18 protein-coding genes are annotated in these 17567 nt (G+C 54.4%); 3 read left to right on the forward strand and 15 right to left on the reverse strand.

The window, feature by feature from the left end:
- Positions 1-15: 15 nt before the first annotated feature.
- From NST26_RS32275 to NST26_RS32310, 8 genes are all read right to left on the reverse strand, one after another.
- The gene (locus NST26_RS32275; RefSeq protein ID WP_339252370.1) at positions 16-1332 is read right to left on the reverse strand and encodes an ABC transporter substrate-binding protein; all 1317 of its coding nucleotides are present in this window, start codon (positions 1330-1332) and stop codon (positions 16-18) included.
- Positions 1333-1382: 50 nt separating this feature from the next.
- Positions 1383-2543, reverse strand: coding sequence for an efflux RND transporter periplasmic adaptor subunit (locus tag NST26_RS32280; protein ID WP_339252372.1), 1161 nt, complete (start codon positions 2541-2543; stop codon positions 1383-1385).
- 46 nt (positions 2544-2589) lie between these two features.
- Complete coding sequence (locus NST26_RS32285) at positions 2590-3420, reverse strand: carbohydrate ABC transporter permease (protein ID WP_445165114.1); 831 nt, start codon at positions 3418-3420, stop codon at positions 2590-2592.
- Between the two features lie 59 nt (positions 3421-3479).
- On the reverse strand, positions 3480-4346 hold the full coding sequence (locus NST26_RS32290; protein ID WP_339252376.1) for a carbohydrate ABC transporter permease: 867 nt from the start codon (positions 4344-4346) through the stop codon (positions 3480-3482).
- A 223-nt stretch (positions 4347-4569) separates the two neighbouring features.
- Positions 4570-5520: a hypothetical protein gene (locus NST26_RS32295; RefSeq protein WP_339252378.1), complete on the reverse strand. Its 951-nt coding sequence runs from the start codon at positions 5518-5520 to the stop codon at positions 4570-4572.
- A complete protein-coding gene (locus NST26_RS32300; protein ID WP_076080690.1) occupies positions 5517-6074 on the reverse strand; it encodes an RNA polymerase sigma factor in 558 nt (185 codons plus the stop codon). Before NST26_RS32300 ends, NST26_RS32295 begins: the two co-directional genes overlap by 4 nt.
- Positions 6075-6224: 150 nt before the next feature.
- Positions 6225-9764: a family 16 glycoside hydrolase gene (locus NST26_RS32305; RefSeq protein ID WP_339252381.1), complete on the reverse strand. Its 3540-nt coding sequence runs from the start codon at positions 9762-9764 to the stop codon at positions 6225-6227.
- A gap of 175 nt (positions 9765-9939) precedes the next feature.
- A complete protein-coding gene (locus NST26_RS32310; protein WP_339252383.1) occupies positions 9940-10314 on the reverse strand; it encodes a hypothetical protein in 375 nt (124 codons plus the stop codon).
- Between the two features lie 335 nt (positions 10315-10649).
- Between NST26_RS32310 and NST26_RS32315 the strand changes: the two genes are divergently transcribed.
- From NST26_RS32315 to NST26_RS32325, 3 genes are all read left to right on the forward strand, one after another.
- The gene (locus NST26_RS32315; protein ID WP_340980705.1) at positions 10650-11555 is read left to right on the forward strand and encodes an alpha/beta hydrolase; all 906 of its coding nucleotides are present in this window, start codon (positions 10650-10652) and stop codon (positions 11553-11555) included.
- A 91-nt stretch (positions 11556-11646) separates the two neighbouring features.
- Positions 11647-12219 (forward strand): class I SAM-dependent methyltransferase, encoded by a 573-nt coding sequence (locus tag NST26_RS32320; protein WP_339252387.1) that lies wholly within the window; start codon positions 11647-11649, stop codon positions 12217-12219.
- A complete protein-coding gene (locus tag NST26_RS32325; RefSeq protein ID WP_339252389.1) occupies positions 12207-12407 on the forward strand; it encodes a hypothetical protein in 201 nt (66 codons plus the stop codon). Before NST26_RS32320 ends, NST26_RS32325 begins: the two co-directional genes overlap by 13 nt.
- 243 nt (positions 12408-12650) lie before the next feature.
- On the opposite strand, the gene NST26_RS32330 is transcribed toward NST26_RS32325, so the two are convergent.
- The 7 genes from NST26_RS32330 to NST26_RS32360 all read right to left on the reverse strand — a co-directional run bounded on the left by NST26_RS32330 (position 12651) and on the right by NST26_RS32360 (position 17554).
- Entirely contained in the window at positions 12651-13130 is a 480-nt protein-coding gene (locus tag NST26_RS32330) for an NUDIX hydrolase (protein ID WP_339252391.1), read from the reverse strand.
- A gap of 31 nt (positions 13131-13161) precedes the next feature.
- Complete coding sequence (locus NST26_RS32335; protein WP_339252393.1) at positions 13162-13581, reverse strand: VOC family protein; 420 nt, start codon at positions 13579-13581, stop codon at positions 13162-13164.
- Positions 13582-13656: 75 nt separating this feature from the next.
- The gene (locus NST26_RS32340; RefSeq protein WP_339252395.1) at positions 13657-14637 is read right to left on the reverse strand and encodes a sigma-70 family RNA polymerase sigma factor; all 981 of its coding nucleotides are present in this window, start codon (positions 14635-14637) and stop codon (positions 13657-13659) included.
- Entirely contained in the window at positions 14634-15722 is a 1089-nt protein-coding gene (locus tag NST26_RS32345; RefSeq protein ID WP_339252397.1) for an ankyrin repeat domain-containing protein, read from the reverse strand. The genes NST26_RS32340 and NST26_RS32345 overlap by 4 nt, the downstream gene beginning before the upstream one ends.
- A gap of 19 nt (positions 15723-15741) precedes the next feature.
- Positions 15742-16485: a hypothetical protein gene (locus NST26_RS32350; RefSeq protein ID WP_339252399.1), complete on the reverse strand. Its 744-nt coding sequence runs from the start codon at positions 16483-16485 to the stop codon at positions 15742-15744.
- Between the two features lie 44 nt (positions 16486-16529).
- A complete protein-coding gene (locus NST26_RS32355) occupies positions 16530-17093 on the reverse strand; it encodes a DUF4303 domain-containing protein (RefSeq protein ID WP_339252401.1) in 564 nt (187 codons plus the stop codon).
- A gap of 2 nt (positions 17094-17095) precedes the next feature.
- On the reverse strand, positions 17096-17554 hold the full coding sequence (locus NST26_RS32360; RefSeq protein ID WP_339252403.1) for an SMI1/KNR4 family protein: 459 nt from the start codon (positions 17552-17554) through the stop codon (positions 17096-17098).
- Positions 17555-17567: the final 13 nt, after the last annotated feature.

Genomic DNA, 17567 nt, shown 5'->3' on the forward strand with positions numbered 1-17567 from the left:
CTCCTAGGCCTGAATCTATTCGTTCAGGTAGGTAGTCGCCTTGTTCTGAATCAGCTTCGCCACTTCCTCCGCGGTCTTCTGTCCGCTGAAGAAGCCTCCCGCCTCTTCTCCGACAATCGAAAGAATTTTGACATCCAGCATGGCGAAGTTATCCGCAGTATTCATCATCTCTCTGAATACCTTGAATTGCTCGTCAGGCACACTTGCAGACTTGCCGTCTGGAAGCTTATACGTCCCGCCCTTCACTTCCTGCTGAAGCTCGCCAAGCTGCTTGTCGTTTACCGACTTCAGCAGGGAGAAGCCTTCTTCACGCTGCAGGTTCTGCACTTCCTCTGACAGCAGGAATTCCATGAACTTCCAAGCCTGTTCTGCCACCGGCGATTTGGCCTGGATCGAGAAGGTGGAGACCGGAATAATCCGCATGGTGCCGGAATTTCCGCTATGCGGCTTATCCAGCAGCTGCGGATTGGTGAAGTAAGTATACGGAACATTGACGAAATCAGCCGGGGTTTGCAGAACGGCGGAATAGAACAATTGATTATCGGCTTCCCCCGAGCCGGCGCTCATCACTCCATCGTCATACATCTCTTTAATCTGCCGCATCATAAATATGAAGGCAGGGGAATCGAATTTGGCTTTGCGTGCCGCAGCGTCTACGAACTGGTTATAGCCGTCCACGACCATCTCCTGAAGCAGCATCTCCGGCGGATACTCCTGGAGTGCGAAGCGGTGCCCGGACCCTGCCTTCTGCCCGGCTTCAATCATCGGTTTGGCAATCCCGCTGAATTGCTGCCAGGTCCAGCTCTTATCGTCCACATTCGCATTCTTAAGCGCATCCCCGTCTCCAATGAAAGCTCTCAGATTGTACCCGGAAGGGATGAGATAGGTGCCCCCGTTCAGCTTCAGGGCGTTCAACACATTAAGCTCCAGATTCTCCTGCTTCAGCGTTTGTGACTGCTTCAGGTAATCGTCCATATTCAGGAACAGCTGCTTGTTCACGTAATCACTGACCGGCAGAGTGCTGGTCTCGTAAATATCGGCGCCTTTGCCCGAGAGCAGTGCCGTTCCGGTGCTTTTGATGTATTTCTCATAATCCTGCGCTTTCTCACCGATCGCCTTGTAAGCCTGCACCTGCAAGTCAATATCAGGGTAGGCCTGTTCAAACTTCTTCTCCAGCGCACGGTAGAACTCACTGTCCTGCCTAACCGATAATGTCAGAACGGTCTTGCCGTCTGTGCTTGGAGCTTCCGCGCTGCTCCCCGAACTGCATGCGGTCATCACCGTTGTAAAAGCAAGAATCATTCCTAGAAAGCCCATCTTCTTCATCTTCATTCTCAAATACCTCCCAATAATTATTCGTAGAAAATGCCTTACTCCTATGGCTACTGCAGACGTACACGGTTCCCGTCCTGCAGGGGCTCGCTGCTCTCCAGAATAATCAGCTCATCCTCATACAGATTATCCGTCTGGATGATGCTGTCTATGCCATTGGTTGTACTGGAGTGGATCGTAACCTCGCGGGCGATAAAGGTATTGCCCAGCGCCCCCCTCTGCTCCTCGATCTTATAGATATAGCTTCGCTCACCCAATTGGTGGATAACCTTATTGGATACGAGGAGTCCCTCCTCCCAGGAAGGCTTCTTCAGCTTAATCTGAACCTGCTCCCCCCCCTTAAGCGACTCTTCATTCAGCACAATGAAGACATTCTTCTGCGCAATTTGCTCCACCCTGACGTTCTCCTCAGCGGATGCGCTGTCGGTACGCGCCTGAGCGTCCTTGATCTCTGCAACCTTACCCTGCAAGGAACGGGCCTGCTGGCCCTGTGCCGGATGAACCTGCACCTCAAGCTGCTCCCCTAAGGTAACCCCGAGGCTGGATAACAGCTCCGCGTCCGCCGTGAAGCCGAACTGATACCCCTTGCTGCTGCTCGACAGGACCAGATCCGCTTCCCCCGCGGACAGCATTCCCGCAATGGCATTCACCTGGGTGACCACCCCGTCGAAGGGTGCCGTAAGCTGCTGCTGCGCCGTTAACCGCTCTCTCAATCCGGCAATTTTCCGCGCCTGGGTGACCTGATCGACCTTACCCGCTTCAATCTCGCGCCGGGCCTTGCGAATCTGAAGCTCATCGCCTTCCGCATACGTCTGAATGAACTGATCCTGCAGCGTCTGCTGCGCGATCTTTTGCTTATCGAGCGCCGCGACTTCATCCTTCAGCTCCGCTTCGGCGGCCTGGCTGTCATAGCGGATCAGTGTTTGCCCCTTCGTGACCCGGTCCCCCTCCTTCACAAGAACCTGCCGGACCTTCCAGCCGCTGGCATTCAGGAGCTTCGCTTCACTCACGGGCGTAAGCTTCCCGCTGCCCTCCAGCGTGAATTCGAGGCTCTTGGTCTGCGGCTTGACCGTGGTCACCTTGGGCAAGGTCAACGACTGCAGCGTATTGCTGAAGAAGGTGAAGAAGAGTAACACGCCCATGAGCAGAAGGAAGGCTGTTCTGATATTTTTTTTGCGCCTGCGGTCTGCGGGCACTCCTGTAGTCTCCATATTCCTTCTATCTCCTCCTGCCATTAAAATCCCTCACACACGAACATCAGCCCTTGATTCCCGACAGTTGAATCCCTTCGATGAAGTACGTCTCCGCATACAGAAACAGCAGAACCATCGGTGCCATGTAGATCATAGATGCGGCGAACGCCAGGCCCTTCTCGCTGCTGATATTCGATAAGTAGACAGATAAGGGCTGTCTGAGCGGGTCGTCCAGGAAAATAAGCGGCTGCTCCACCATATTCCAATAATCGACGAATAACAGAATCGTCAGAGCGGCCAGGCCCGGCTGGACCATCGGAACAATAATCGTATAGAAAATCCGCAAGTGTCCGGCCCCATCCATCTTAGCCGCTTCAATATAGGCATACGGGATATCCAGCATGAACTGCCTGAGCATGAATACTCCGAAGGCGGCAAAAATTCCGGGCAAGATAATGGCCCCCGGGCTATTTAATAACCCCAGCCGGTCAGCCATAATATAATTGGGCACCAGCGTGACCTGAAAGGGCATCAGCATCGTCAGGACATAGACCAGGAACAGGAATTCCCGGCCCCGAAATCTCAGCTTGGAGAACGCATAGGCCGCGAGCGCGGCGATCACCGTCTGTCCGGCAATGATCGGCACCACCAGGAATACTGAATTCCAGAACATCGACAGGTACATCGGGCTGTCCATCAGCACCTTGCCATACTGCTCCAGGGAGACCTGATCCGGCAGCCATTTCAGATTGGCGAACGGATCGCTCCTGCCTTGAATGACAGGATTCATCTGTCCGATGGGGCCGTAATTGATCCCGATTTCGCGGCTGCTCATGAACGAATTGATGAGGGTCACCCCGATCGGGAACAGCATCAGGAGGGCAACCGCCCCCATCAGGACGGTTAACGTCAGCTTTTGTATGACTTTACCAACTGCCAAGACCTCTTTCACCTCTATTCCATATACCGCCGGTAGCGGCGTTCCATAGCGAACAATCCCAGCACGATGATCAGAATGCCGCCGACCATCAGGGTGGATGCAGCCGTCATCTTCTGAAGGTCGAGCGACAGGAACATGTTGTTCATATAATGCTGAAGCATATAGATACTGTCATGCGGGTAAGCTCCGGCAATCAGATACGTCTCCCGGAAGACCTTGAAGGAATTAATGACCGACATAATGACGACAAAAAACATCGTAGAGGTTAAATAGACCAGCGTAATGCTCCGGAACTGCCTTAGACGGCCGGCCCCCTCAATCTGGGCGGTCTCGTAATAATCCTTCGGAATCTGCTGCAAGCCGGCCAGGAACAGGATCACGTTATACCCGATGTTTTTCCAGACATACATCAGCATGATTACATTCCGCGCAGCCTCCGTCTTCATCCAGTCCACCCGCGTCCGGCCGAAGCCGCTCAGCCAGGCATTAAGCACCCCATTCCAGTCGAACAGGATCTGCCAGACCAAGATAATCGAGGCTACAGGCACGACCAGCGGGAGTACGTACGCAGTTCTCAGCCATTTCTGAAAATACAATTTCCTGTGCAGCAACAGCGCTAGTCCCAGCGACAGCACAATCAGCAGGGGAACACTCACCATACTGAAGTAGAAGGTATTAGAGGCCGCCTTCCGGAAGGATTCGCCCGCAATGACCTCCCAGTAATTATCCAGTCCCACATAGTGGCCCCCCACCGTGCGGTCCATGAAGGAGTAGAACACGCCCATGCCGAACGGAATCAGATAGAATAGGGCGAACCCAACCACACTGGGTGCCAGAAATAACCATGCAATCGATGAATCTTTACGGGCCCAATTCTTCAAGTTGCTCCCTCCCTGTACTCAAGAATAGGCTCAACTGTTTAAGAACAAGTCGGGTAAAGATTAAAACTTTCTTAAATTGTCTCCACCACATAGCAAAATAACCCCACAAAGTGGGGCTTTAGCGTAGGTGATGACTCAGGTACTTTGCGGGGACCCCAAAACATCAAAAAAGCCGCGGACGGATGTATTATCCATTCGCAGCTCTTGCAAGGCACCGCATACTTTACTTCAGGTCGGCAATCTCCATGACCTTATCCTTGAACCGGTACGTCACACTAACATTCTCGATAACCGCTGTGTCGTCGTAGGCCAGGGAGCCCTCGAACGCTAACGTGTCATTATCTTTCCACACAAGTTGACTCGGATAGCTGTAATTCTCATGATCCGGGCGGACCCAGGTATCCAGCTTGCGCTGCGCGCCGTGTCTGATCCTAGCCGACTCTACCAGCTCCGGGCTGATCGTCCCCTTCTCCACATTCAGGATCTGCACGAATTCACTTTTGTTAGAGCCGGTGACCACTGCCAGGAGCTTCCGGTCCGGTGACGGGAGGATTTCCTTAATGTACATGGAAGGGGCCGCGAAGCTGAAATAGGGTTCAAGCACATCATCTTGTATGCGCCACAGTACATTCTGGGTACCGTAATCCGAATAGTTGTTGAATAAGGCGAATACGATGCTCCCGTCGGCCATTTTGTGGAGATACGGACTCTGGTAGCTTTTCGACAGGATATCTGTGGCAAAAGCAGCCGCACCCGCGATCTTCGGAGAATCATCCTTCAGCAAAGGCTGAAGCTTCTGCAACGCCAGCTCCCGCGCCTTCGGATCATTGAAGCTCTCCACCAGCCGGTTTACCGCAATGTAGACATGTTCATCGTTGCCGCTGGCTAAGGCTTGGAGGAATTTGTCCGCCTGATATTGCGCGGGAGGTGCCAACTCCATATCCTCCACTGTTAAATAACGGATGTAGGGCTCCTCCGTTTTATTTCTGGTGTATTCTGTGGCGAGCAGCACTGTAGAAGTTGAGCTGTACACGACCAGACAGGCGACCAGTGCGATCCATCTTTTGGAGAACCGGCCTCTCCTGCCCCTTCCTCTTACTCCGCTGTGTTCGGCCGCCGCAATCAATTCCTCGTCAATCAGTCCGATCTCCTTATACAAGTCCTCCCGCTTCATAGGTGAACGCCCTCCTGGTCTAAATGAATTCTAAGCTTGTTCCGGGTCCTGAACAGGCTCGACTTCACCTTGCTGCTGCTCATATCGAACCTGCCGGCGAGGGATTCTATGGAATCCGCATACCAATACCGCCTGATGAATAAATTTCGTGTGCCCTCCTCCAGCCCGTACAGAAATTCGTTGATCAACCGCGCGGTTTCACCGGCGGCATACTCGGTCTCCACCGTCTCTGCTGCGGGCAGGCAGTCCTCCAGCTCCTCCAGAATCACCTCAAGCTGGCGGCTCCGCTTCTTGGCCGTATTATACCCATACTTATCGAGCGCGATATTGCGGGTGATCCGCCCCAGGAACACCGGCAGCCTCCTCGGCTGGTTAGGCGGAATAGCATTCCACGCAGCCAGGTATGTATCGTTCTCACACTCTTCGGTATCGGAAGGGTTCGCGACAATGTTCCTGGCGATCGCCCGGCAGTAAGCACCATATTTGTTCCGGGTTTCCGTGATGGCCTGCTGTGAGCGCTGCAAGTATAGCTGAATGATTCCCTGATCTTCCATCTGCTAGTTTCTCCTTTAGCATCCTCTTATCTATATAGTAGAGAATTCCGGGTAACGGTTGCACTTATACGCTAATTATTTTTAGCACAAAAAAATCCTGGCACATAAGCATCACTGCTTACACACCAGGATGGGGATATAAATCTCTTGTTAACCGAGGACCGGCGGTTTCAGCTCAGTGGTGCTGTCATCCTCTACGTCTGCCGGTTTAGTAATTACCTTAATGTCCACAATCAGGGTATCCGTCAGCTCCGTATCGGCCCAGGCTGAGCCGTCCCATATCTGCTTGCGGTAGATAACGGTTATCTTGTAATCACCTACAGCAGACGGAACATATGCAGCCTGATACACATCATCCGTTACGGTGAAGACGCCTGCCATACCTTCCTCTGTGGAGCTCCAGGCCTCCGGATGATAACGTTCATCTCCGGGGTTGGCAGGTACCAGGCTCTGGTTATGGCCTTCGGCCGTCAGGGTAAGTGTTTCCCCTGCAAAAGGGCTGCCCGGGCTAACGCTGAGCCGGTTGCCTTCAGGCGTAACCGTTTCATACACATCGAGGGTTACCGTCTTAAGCGCACTGGCCGTCACCTTTTGTATCCCTGTAACACGGGCATTATCGAACACCGCATTCTGGGAGGTTGTTCGGAAGCCGATCTTCCCTGCAGTTAATTCCGTTTGCGGGTTCGTCCATTCGAGCTTTAACTGGCCGTCCACAAAGCCTAGAATTCTATTCCCTTTGATGACCGCCTTCAGGGTATACCACTGGCCCGCAGCCGCATCGGCAAAAAGTGAACTGGACACGGGGGTCAACGTTCCGTTTACTGCCTTGAACAGCTCCAGCTTCTTGTCGTTGACATTGATCCGGTACATGTAATAGTTGTTGGCGTCCTGCACCCGGAAGAGAATTCCGGCATTGGCATTCGCGATGGGAACCTTCACTTTGGCTTCCATAGCAATATCTTGCCATGAATCCCCGGCTGTAATGAGCCCCGCCCCATTTCCTTTTGTCTGGATCAGGGCTTTCGTACTGCCATCTGTGGTTACACTCCAGGTCCCGCTGGCAGCCGTCCAGCCCGTCGTATTCCCATCCTCAAAGTTATCCGTGAACCGGACGGAATTCGGATTGGCATCAATCGGAGTCTCGTCCACATCTGTAACCTGAATCGTGAAGCTCTTCTCCAGAGACAGGCCATTGGCGTCAATGCTCTTCACCCGGATGCTGTAGCTGCTCTTCGCTTCATAATCCGGCGTAGTGCGGAGGGTCAGCCTGTCTCCCTGCGGGGCAATGGAGAAGCTGCTGTTATCGGCGTCTCCTTGCCCCGGAACCAGCGCGTAAATAAAGGTCTGGCCCGCATCCGGATGTGCTGTAGTGAAGGTGCCCACTACACCGCCTGGAGTAGTCAGCTCCGGCACCTGGGTAGCGCTGAGAGTGATATCCGTGGGCGGATTGTGAATGGCGGTCACCTTGGCATCATCATACCAGACCCCGGCTGAAGTGGTGCGGAAGCCGATTCCGCCCGAGGTTAATTCATTGACCGGATTGGTCCATGTTGTCTTCAGCACTCCGTCCACATACCCTTTGATAGTGTTGCCCTGGACCGTCGCCTTAAGGGTATACCATTGGTTCTTGACAGGCACGAACGAGGTGTTCGAGACCTGCGTCAACGTTCCGGCTACAGCCTTGTAGAGCTGCAGCTGGCTTGTGCTGGCATCAATCCGGTACATATAGAAGTTGTTCTGATCCTGCACCCGGAAGACAATGCCTGCGTTCTCGCTTCCATTAATGAGAGGCAGTCTGGCTCTGGCTTCATACGTGTAATCTGTCCAGGATATACCGGCCTTGGCGGTAATCAGCGCCGTCGTGGTCTGGCTGGTGGACAGCACCCGGTTCCCTGTTCGATCGGTTACCGCCCAACTGTTGGCACCTGAAGCCACGGTCCAATCCGGGAGCAGCCCGGAGGTGAAGTGATCGCTGAACCAGGCCTGATCCGTATTCGCGAAGACTACCCCGCTTACATTCTCATTCTTGATGCTCACCTTCAGGTCACTGAGATTCTTCGCCAGCGTTCCTTTGACCACCACATTTTCAAAAGTTACCCCGTTCACCATCCCGCCTCTGGTGGGATTGCCCTGAATAGGGGAATCTCCTCCCGTCTCGCGGACATTGATGTTCCGGAGAATGACATTGCTTACATCACCGGATGTACTGGTGGAGACCCGCAGCCAGTAATTGCCGAACTGGTTGATGCCCACCCGTTCAATATCGATATTCTCGAAGGTCACATCCTGGGCCCAGCCTTCGACCGGGAGCGGATTCTCTGTATAGGCATGATCCACCAGCAGCGCCCGCGCGCTTTGATAGACATACGAATTGCGGATGGTTACGCCAATCTGCGGCGTGCATATGCCCATCCCCAGCTTGAAGGCGGCGCAGCGTGTCCAGGCGAAGCAGTCCTCAAAGACCACATTCTCCAGATGCTCGATGGCTCCCGGCCAGTCCTTGGACATTCCTTTCTGCGGCCAGGTCTTGGTGGAGAAGGTATCGTCATCCGAGATGGCAAGGGCATGCTTCACCAGCACGTTCTGGCTCTCGTTAATATCGATGGCATCATCCTCAAGCGTAAATAAATCCTGGTATCCCTTATAGTTGGTGATGGTCACGTTATCGGAGCGGACCACCAGGAACGCCCAGAAGCCGCCGTCCCGCAGGGTTAACCCGTCGAACTTGAAGTTGCTGGTCGCCATCGGCACCACCAGGTTATTGATGAATCCCTCTCCCTGCTTATGGGTTGCAGGCGGGTTGGTCATCTTGCGTTTGCGCATTTCTATCCCTTTTCCGTCGATCGTTCCGCGCCCCCGCATGGTGATATTCACGGAATTGGTGGCGGTGCGGATGAAATAGGTTCCATCCGAGATCGAATCCTTGCGGAAGTCATTCCGGTAGTCCTCGCCCCGGCCTGTACCGACGATGACTGCACCCCCGGCCAGATAGAACGTAACATTGCTTTTGAGGGTCAGATTGCTGCTCTTATATACGCCCGCCGGAATATAGACGATACCGCCTCCGGCCTGATTGGCAGCATCAATCGCCTGCTGGATGGCGCCCGAGGTGATCGTTGCCCCCGTCTTGTCTGCGTTGTACGGTGCAGCGGTCACATTGTAGATTCCCGGGCCGGAGGACGCGGGGATGTCTGTCTCCAGCGGATCGGCGGCGATCACGAGTCTTTTGCGGCGCTTGTCCGGGTCCTTCTCATTCGGGTCTTCGTTCGCAGGTGCATTAATGTCGACGATCACATAGGTAGAGGCCGACAGGGTGAAGGTCAGCTTGTTGCCGTTGACCGTTCCCGTGATGTTCTTGGCCAGCGGGCTGATCGAATACGAGGTGATTGGCTTGTCTGCCGTCACCTCAAGGCTAATGGTTCCTTCAAAGGAGAACTGGGCATAATCATAGTCGGGTAAATACTTGACGACGGGGACCGCCTCATTGTTCACCTTCAACGAGTAAACAGAAGACGGAGTATAGATAGACGGCATCGGGTAATTCTGGATGGTTGCCGGGCCAGCGGCGGCCACCTGCGGCACCGGTTCCGTTCCCGGTTCCGGTTCAGCCGCACCGGCGGTCTGCGGGATGAACCCCGTGAATGCGACGGCAAGCACCAGCAGCAATCTCAATACTTTGCGAGTAAGCATAAATACCTCCTCCAGATCGATTTGGCTCCAGGCAACCGCTTTCAATTTCCAGCAGGATACATAGAGTCATTCCTTACTATAATCCCGGGCCAAAAAGAAAGGAGGGTGGCAAACCCACTCTCCAGGGACACAATTATACTGTTCTGCACCATCTGTTAACCTTAGATGTTATGCATTAGATGAATGCTTCGAAACGCCCCTCTGCATTTACTGTCGCTGTCTGCGGATCCGTCTGGCCGATCCCCTTCAGGAACCCCTTCCACTCGGTCCTCATCAGCGGACCCTGGACATTCTGGAAGGCTGTGCTTACGTCGGTGGAAGTACTGCTGCCGGCTTTGCGTGCAAGCTGAACCTCCAGCAGCCGGATCTGCCGCTGCAGCTGCTCACGGCGGTAGGGCACGGCCTCGCTGCTCTGTCCCGCGTTCACCCGGTCCAGCTCCAGCATCAGCCGATCCCGCTGCTTCTCCAGTGAGCTGACATCGCTCTGTGTGCCGCCGTAGGCCATGATGACCTGTACCGGACTGATTCCTGATACACTCTGTCCTATCATGATCCATCCCTCCAGTCCTTGGGTCCCGCCGCATTCCGGATGATCGTGCCTGTAACGTTTCCGCGCCGGGATTGCTGTGGCTACAGTTAAAGCTTCTATATCTGTCTATTACCCTGCCTCTTCCGGTATGACTACAGCTTAGCCGCTGGATGACTCTAAAATCTATCAAAAAATCCCAAAAATACAATTTACATAATATGTTATATATGGTATCCTTATGGTGGATGCGCTTACATTTTATGCCGTAAAAGAAGAGCTCTGCTTCATAGAGGGACATAAGAGGACGGATGAATCAGGTTTGGCCTAATCTATTTAAACTAAGGAGGATATGTGAAATGAAGAAGATGATGACTCGTATTGCCGCTTTGGCTCTGACGGCAGCGCTGATGCTGCCCGCTATGTCCTATGCCTCGCCGGTAGCCGAAGAGCAGGAGTTGAGCCTCTCTGCGGATGCCGCTGCGGCTATAACCAGTACCATCACTCCCGCTCCGCAAGGCTATGACGGATACCGCAATAATATTCCCCACGGCAACGTACAGCAGATTTCTTATTATTCGACTACCGTAGGTAAGTCAAGAAACGCAATGGTATACACCCCTCCGGGCTATACCCCTTCCAAGACCTACAATGTTCTTTACCTGCTGCACGGCATCGGCGGAGATCAGAACGAATGGCTGAACGGGATGAATCCACGGAACATTCTGGACAACCTGTACTCCCAGAACAAGCTGGAGCCGATGATTGTCGTGTTCCCGAATGGCCGCGCGATGGCGGATGACCGCCCGATCGGCGATATTTATGCACCGGACAAGGTAGCCGCCTTCGAGCGGTTTGAATTCGACCTGATCAATGATCTCATTCCTTATGTCGATTCCCACTTCCCGGTATACAAAAACAAGCAAAACCGCGCCCTGGCCGGCTTATCGATGGGCGGCGGCCAGACGCTGAACTTCGGGCTCAAGCATCTGGACAAGTTCTCCTGGATCGGCGCGTTCTCCTCTGCTCCGAATACGAAGCCGGCCTCACAGCTGATCACGAATCCGGCGCAGACGGCCAGCCAGCTGAAGCTGCTCTGGCTCTCCTGCGGTGCTTCCGACGGCCTGCTGTATATCAGCCAGAACTTCCATAACAGCCTAACCAGCATGAATGTTCCGCATCTGTGGTATCTGGATATCGGCGGACATGAAGGCAAGGTCTGGAGCAGCGGACTGTACCAGTTCTCGCAGCGGATCTTCAAGTAATTTAGGTCATAGGCTGCCCTCTCCCGATCCGTTATGGTTGGGGGAGGGCAGTTTTTCTTGATAAGGCCCGGCCAACTTTAAGGAGGGCAATATGGCGAATGCGATAACGGATTACTATGATTCCTATGATGAAGAAGGAAGGCTGTCCAGGGATAACGGTCATCAGATAGAATGGATCACAACGATGGCCTACTTCAAGAAGCTGTTTAAGCCGGAAGCCTACATTCTTGACGGCTGCGCAGGGACAGGGAATTACTCTTTTCCACTGGCAGAATTGGGGCATAAGGTTGTAGCTGGAGATCTCGTTCCTTATCATGTAGATATCCTAAGAGAGAAGCAGAGCAAGCATCCGGTATTGGCCGATATGTATGCAGGAAGCATCACGGATTTATCCCGTTTTGACAGTGAAACCTTTGATGTTGTTTTGAACATGGGAGCCTTTTATCATATCGGCAATGAAGACCGGCAGCTGGCCGTGGCCGAATGCCTGCGCGTGCTGAAGCCGGGAGGGCTGCTGGCAGTCTCATATATTAACAATGCTGCCGTTTCGTTATTAAGCATAGGCGATAGGTTAGGAATATGGATGATGTGCTTACCTGGCATACTAACCAGACGAAAGATGGTCTATTCCTACATATGTCCCCCTTGGAAATGGAACGCATAGCAGCGGCCTATCACACAGAGCTTGTGGCCCATATTGGAACAGACGGCGTCGGTTATCTGTTTGCCAAGCACATCAATGAGGCACAGCAAGAAGATTTTGAACGCTGGCTTCAGCTTCATCTGCGGACCTGTGAGGACAAGAGTCTGCTCGGGTATAGTTTGCATGGACTGGCTATTTTGCGAAAATGATAGAAATAGACCTACCATTTGGCCCGCGCGCCCACGCAATGCCGAATGTGATCGGTTTTTCGATTACATCTGGCCCGCGCGCCCACGCAACGCCCAATGTAATCGGTTTTTCGATTACATTCGGCCCACGCGCCCACGCAACGCCAATTGTGATCGGTTTTTCGATTACATTTTGATCGATGCACTCGCCAGAGAGCACAAGAAAACTGCACGCTCATCGCGTGCAGCCCTTCTCAAGCCCTCTTATGGTGTGCCAACACGTAACCATGCTGCTGGAGTTTTCCTCATGAAATGCTTCTCTACCGAAGCAAGCACTACATCATTCCCCGGTAAAGCGACCCTGTCTATGGCTTCATTCACCGGCAGCCATTCATAATCACTATGCTCATGATTAAGAATGACATCCTGGTCGTCATTCACATATCCCACGAACACTGGTGCGACGTAGATATAGTTTTCTTTTGCCGAATAGATCTGGTCGAAGGTATTGGAAGTGTAGAGAGTGACTTGGGTAATCCCCGTCTCTTCCCGAACCTCTCTTAGTGCAGCTTCCCACGCTTGCTCCCCTTCTTCAATGCCCCCGCCGATATAGCACCAGGCATCCCTGAGTACCGAACCGGCCCGCTTCAGTAACAGGACATGATGACCAGAGGGTGTATTCTTCAGCAATACTACGGCAACACCTGTACAACGTATGGGAACTTCTACGTTCGTCTTATTCATAATTGATCCTCTCCGCCGTTATATCTCCACTCTATCCAAGCTCCGTATAGATCTGGAACGTCACCCCGAACTTGTCCGTCAGATCGCCGAAGCCGGGGCTGAACGGCTCCTCCCGAAACGGCATATTGACTTGACCGCCCTCCTGCAGCGCATCAAAAATTCTCCGTGATTCCTCCACACTGTCCGTAGTAACGCAGACCGTTACCCGCTTCCCGCTCTCAACTGGCGTACCGCCGGGAGTATCCGAGAACATCAGCTCCGTGCCGCCCACCTGGACCTTGGCATGTGCCACCAGACTCCGCACCTCATCCGGGAACGTGTCCGGGAGGTCCGGCATATCACCGTACGTCAGGATGGAGAGGACTTCGGCACCCATAGTCTGTGCATAGAACTGAATAGCCTCCCGCGTGCGCCCCTCCAGGGTAATGTAGGGAGTAAGTTTGATTGTCATTGTGTGTTCCTCCTTAAGTTCGGAATGGTCTCGCTTGTGCGATTCATTAGTATAGACGTTCCGGCCGCGGCAGAATCATCGGTGTTCCGGCAATCCGAAGCGAATAAATAATTCAGCATCTATAAAATGATGAACATGCGCGATCTTCCCCCCGCTCAGCTCAAGCACATGAATCGCCCACGGAACCAGCAATCCATCTTCTCCAGAGGGAACATACTGGGCAAATGCGGGCCGGTTCCCGTTCACCTGGACGGGCACCATCCGTGATCCCACACAGTGACTGCGTGTGATCTGGTAGAAGGCCGCGAGATCCGCGCCGCCCTGCACCCACATCGTAAATGGCGGCATCGACAGGCTGCCGTTCTCCTGGAATAGGTCTAACAACGCAGCAATATTGTATTGTTCAAAAGCCTCCACGTACCGGGTAATCAGTCCTTCGTCCACTTCATTATCATCAGCCTGCAAGGCCTCGGACCGGAGCTGTGCCTTGGCCATGGCTGCCCGTGCCCGCTGCATCGCGCTGTTCACCGCTGCCACGGTCATCTCCAGTGCCCCGGCGGTCTCGGCTGCCGACCACCGGAACACCTCCTGCAGAATCAGCACGGCACGCTGGCGGGGCGGCAACAGTTGAAGCAGTGCAATGAAGGACAGCCGGAGGGTCTCTCTGCTGACCAGAATATTACCAGGGTCATCCACATAGCCCGGAGCGGGCCAGATCCAGGAATGCTGAGGCAGGCTCTCCCTAGGCTCCGTAACGACAGCGGCCGGTTCCGAGAGATCCATCGGCAGTGCCCGCCGCTTGGCGCTCCTTAGCCGATCGAGACAGACATTGGTGGCAATCCGGTACATCCAGGCTCGGAGAGAGGCCTGCTGCCTCATCTGCTCCTGGTGCTGCCAGGCCCGGATCATGGTATCCTGGACGGCATCCTCCGCCTCGAAGATGGAGCCCATCATCCGGTAACAGTACCCTGTTAGCTCGGAGCGCATGTCCTCCAGCCCGTCCAGGGTCTCGCAGGTCTCATGGTTATGATTCACTTTAGACAGTCTCTCCTTCATGACCCGTCCAGCTCTCCCTCCATGAACTGTATGAGGTAGCGTTCAGGCTGGGCAAGAAATTCCGGGAAGCTGCACAGATCCGCATACGTCTGATGCTCCAGATCATAGCAGCCGAGCTGCCCCTTCTTCTGCGGATTCCAGACCAGCACAAGACCGGAGTAATTATCGATATCGGCAGACAGCCGCAACAGCTTGCGCCGGCCGGCCTTCATCTGAAGGGTGTCGGTGAAGCTGAAGAAGTCGATGTACCCGATCTTATATTCATTCGGGGCCAGCGTCAGGCGCAGCTCGTCCCCTGTAAGGAAGCGGACCAGTTCATCCGGCAGTTTATATTTGGCCAGCTCGTATTTCTTGTTCTCCACATTATGAACATCCGGCGGTTCCAACGCTTTCAGGTATTCCGCCATAGCGGCATGCTTGCTGCTGACCGCAATCGTATACGGCCGCTCGCCGTCCTTCTCCGTCATCATAAGGTCCGCACCGCGTTCCACCAGGAAGCGGACCATGTTCAGATTGCCCAGCCGGGCAGCCACTGTCAGCGGCGTCGCCCCGTAAGGATAGACCATATCCGGCTTGTTGTAGTTGATATCCACTCCCTGATCCAGCAGATAGGTAAGCGTCTTCAGATCATGGTCCGAGGCGGCTTGCCGCAACACGGCACCGGCATGTTGCCGGATGTCCAGACCCAGCTCATGGATCAGCGGGATATTCTTCTTGTTGCCGTAGTAGGCCTGTGAATAAGCGCCCGATCCCGTCCGGTTCAGCAGGTCCAGCTTCGCGCCCTGTGCAGCAAGGTATCGGACCAGTTCCTCCTTGCCGTAACGGACCGCCCTCAGGAAGGCCGGATTCTGAGGTACATTCAGCTTCGCGCCATGCTCCACCAGCAGCTTCACCACCTCGGTCTGCTGTGTGATAATCGCCAGGTCGAGCGGGCTGACTGTGGTATGCTTGCTAAGCTCTAGCCCCGCTTCAATATCCCAGCCTGCAGCAATAGTCGCCTGCAAGGCCGGAACATCCCCCTGATAGATCTGCATCGCCCGCGCCGGCAGCACCTCGAATTTCCCTATGTCCTTCAGGACAATCATCCGCACTCCTCCTTATTCTTCACTCCCATGAATACTGCTCGCATCCCTTCGACAGAAGCCACTCTTTCATCTTGGCCGATACCTGCCCGGCAGCCTGCTCATAGAAGACGGCTACCTCCTGCCCACCCGCCAGATTCAGGCGGATATAGCCGCCCAGATTCCGGTAGAACAGGTAGCAGACGTAAGGATTCTCAATGAAGAGATCCGGCGGAGACTCCGCCCGGCACAGGCCAGCCAGCTCCGTGAGCGCCAGCTGGCCCTCTCCCGGCGGCATCCGCAGGAAAAGATGCTCGCGGGTTCCCGTCCATGGCTCATAATAGACGCTCTCCTCCTGGCTCCGCCCATACATCCGGCGGTAGATGCCGTCCAAGATCAGGGCATAGCTCTCTCCCTTCTCCTGTTCCCCGGATGGCAGCGGGATTGCTTGAATCTGTTCCGCATGACGGGGCAGCCATAGCAGCCCGTCCACCTTGGAATGAACCGCCAGGAAATCACCGTCCACAGTGGTCCCGATAGCGGTACACTCGCCGATCTGCTGCTCCGTTATAGGGCTATCCTGATCATGCTCCCATAATCCGTATTCGGCAAACGGCCCCAGCACCTCTGTGTCAGGGGTCTGCACATTCATCCAGCCCCGATACGTTCCTTCGCCGTACTGCTGCAAGAACCGGATATAGGCTGGAGGATACAGACCTGCGTTCTCCACTTCAAGCAGGCGCCTGTGATGCTCTGACAGCCCCTTGGGCTCAGATACGATATACATTCATCATTCCCCCGGTTTCCTGCGTGAGTTATTCATCAATAACCTTATTCTGCCGCTTCCGCCAGCCAGGCCCGCATCGCCGGAGCTTCCGCCCGGTTCAGCCGCAGGGCAATCTCCGTATTCCCCTCATCCGGCGGCATCACTTCGGCAAGCACACATACGTCCTCCCTGGGCTGATTGAGCGCGAACAGACCCTCAGCATCCAGCATCCGCATCGCCAGCTCTATGGCCCCCAGCCTCATAGTGAACTCATCGTTCCATGCCTCATCCTCAAGCTCCGCAATAGACGGACGCGCCTGGAATAACCGCTTGACCTCATCGAAATACTCATCTCCGAAGCAGCAATAAGGCGAATCGGCATATGACCACTTGATCAGCTCGGCGATCTCTGCTGCCGGTATGCTGCCGCACTCTGCCTGTCTGTCCGCCTCCTGCTCCAGGGCCTCCCGTGACCAAGCGGAGAGGCTTGGCGCATGTCCCTCGCCCGTTGTATATAGCGTACAGTAATAATAATGCTCCCCATTCGCAAAAAGCTCGCGAAAAGACCTCCGGGCCGCATCCGCAATCTCAGCGGCCAGCCGCTCCACTTCCTTCTGTGCCGTATTCATGGCTACTTCCTCTCGTCGATCAGCTGTTCCAGGAATCCGGCGAACGTGGGAGCATACTCCTCGATCAGATCATTCATGAGGTCATAACGCATGACCGGGAATTCCCCCTGCACATCGGGGGCAGAGGTGTCAAAGTAATACAGCTCATCGCTGTCCGGCACGAACAGATCCAGCCGGTGCGGAAACCGGCTGACCCACCAATCCTCCGCCAGATTCAGCCTGTGGATATACAGCAGATCCCAGTCGGTATACTCCCTATCCTCGGGAGCAACCAGCGTCAGAATTTGCCCGTCCCCCAGGCTGGCCCCCCCATAACGGTTCAGCCACCAGCGGTAAGACGGCGGCAGCCTGAAGCCTAATTCCTCCTCGGCTTCGGCAATCCAGCTCTCCTCGGCCCCATGGCCCGGAAACCACCGGACCGGGGAAGGCTTGCTTAATAACTCTGTCAGACGTTCATACATTGGTGTGCTCCCC

The organism is Paenibacillus sp. FSL R7-0128, assembly GCF_038002245.1.
Taxonomy (GTDB): domain Bacteria; phylum Bacillota; class Bacilli; order Paenibacillales; family Paenibacillaceae; genus Paenibacillus_AQ; species Paenibacillus_AQ silagei.

Excerpts from the sequence above, each read along its gene's own strand:
- NST26_RS32275 (WP_339252370.1), bottom strand. The coding sequence starts at position 1,332 with ATGAAGATGAAGAAGATGGGCTTTCTAGGAATGATTCTTGCTTTTACA.
- NST26_RS32280 (WP_339252372.1), bottom strand. The coding sequence starts at position 2,543 with ATGGAGACTACAGGAGTGCCCGCAGACCGCAGGCGCAAAAAAAATATC.
- NST26_RS32285 (WP_445165114.1), bottom strand. The coding sequence starts at position 3,420 with ATGGGGGCGGTTGCCCTCCTGATGCTGTTCCCGATCGGGGTGACCCTC.
- NST26_RS32295 (WP_339252378.1), bottom strand. The coding sequence starts at position 5,520 with ATGAAGCGGGAGGACTTGTATAAGGAGATCGGACTGATTGACGAGGAA.
- NST26_RS32300 (WP_076080690.1), bottom strand. The coding sequence starts at position 6,074 with ATGGAAGATCAGGGAATCATTCAGCTATACTTGCAGCGCTCACAGCAG.
- NST26_RS32305 (WP_339252381.1), bottom strand. The coding sequence starts at position 9,764 with ATGCTTACTCGCAAAGTATTGAGATTGCTGCTGGTGCTTGCCGTCGCA.
- NST26_RS32310 (WP_339252383.1), bottom strand. The coding sequence starts at position 10,314 with ATGATAGGACAGAGTGTATCAGGAATCAGTCCGGTACAGGTCATCATG.
- NST26_RS32315 (WP_340980705.1), top strand. The coding sequence starts at position 10,650 with ATGAAGAAGATGATGACTCGTATTGCCGCTTTGGCTCTGACGGCAGCG.
- NST26_RS32320 (WP_339252387.1), top strand. The coding sequence starts at position 11,647 with ATGGCGAATGCGATAACGGATTACTATGATTCCTATGATGAAGAAGGA.
- NST26_RS32325 (WP_339252389.1), top strand. The coding sequence starts at position 12,207 with ATGGAACGCATAGCAGCGGCCTATCACACAGAGCTTGTGGCCCATATT.
- NST26_RS32330 (WP_339252391.1), bottom strand. The coding sequence starts at position 13,130 with ATGAATAAGACGAACGTAGAAGTTCCCATACGTTGTACAGGTGTTGCC.
- NST26_RS32335 (WP_339252393.1), bottom strand. The coding sequence starts at position 13,581 with ATGACAATCAAACTTACTCCCTACATTACCCTGGAGGGGCGCACGCGG.
- NST26_RS32340 (WP_339252395.1), bottom strand. The coding sequence starts at position 14,637 with ATGAAGGAGAGACTGTCTAAAGTGAATCATAACCATGAGACCTGCGAG.
- NST26_RS32345 (WP_339252397.1), bottom strand. The coding sequence starts at position 15,722 with ATGATTGTCCTGAAGGACATAGGGAAATTCGAGGTGCTGCCGGCGCGG.
- NST26_RS32350 (WP_339252399.1), bottom strand. The coding sequence starts at position 16,485 with ATGTATATCGTATCTGAGCCCAAGGGGCTGTCAGAGCATCACAGGCGC.
- NST26_RS32355 (WP_339252401.1), bottom strand. The coding sequence starts at position 17,093 with ATGAATACGGCACAGAAGGAAGTGGAGCGGCTGGCCGCTGAGATTGCG.
- NST26_RS32360 (WP_339252403.1), bottom strand. The coding sequence starts at position 17,554 with ATGTATGAACGTCTGACAGAGTTATTAAGCAAGCCTTCCCCGGTCCGG.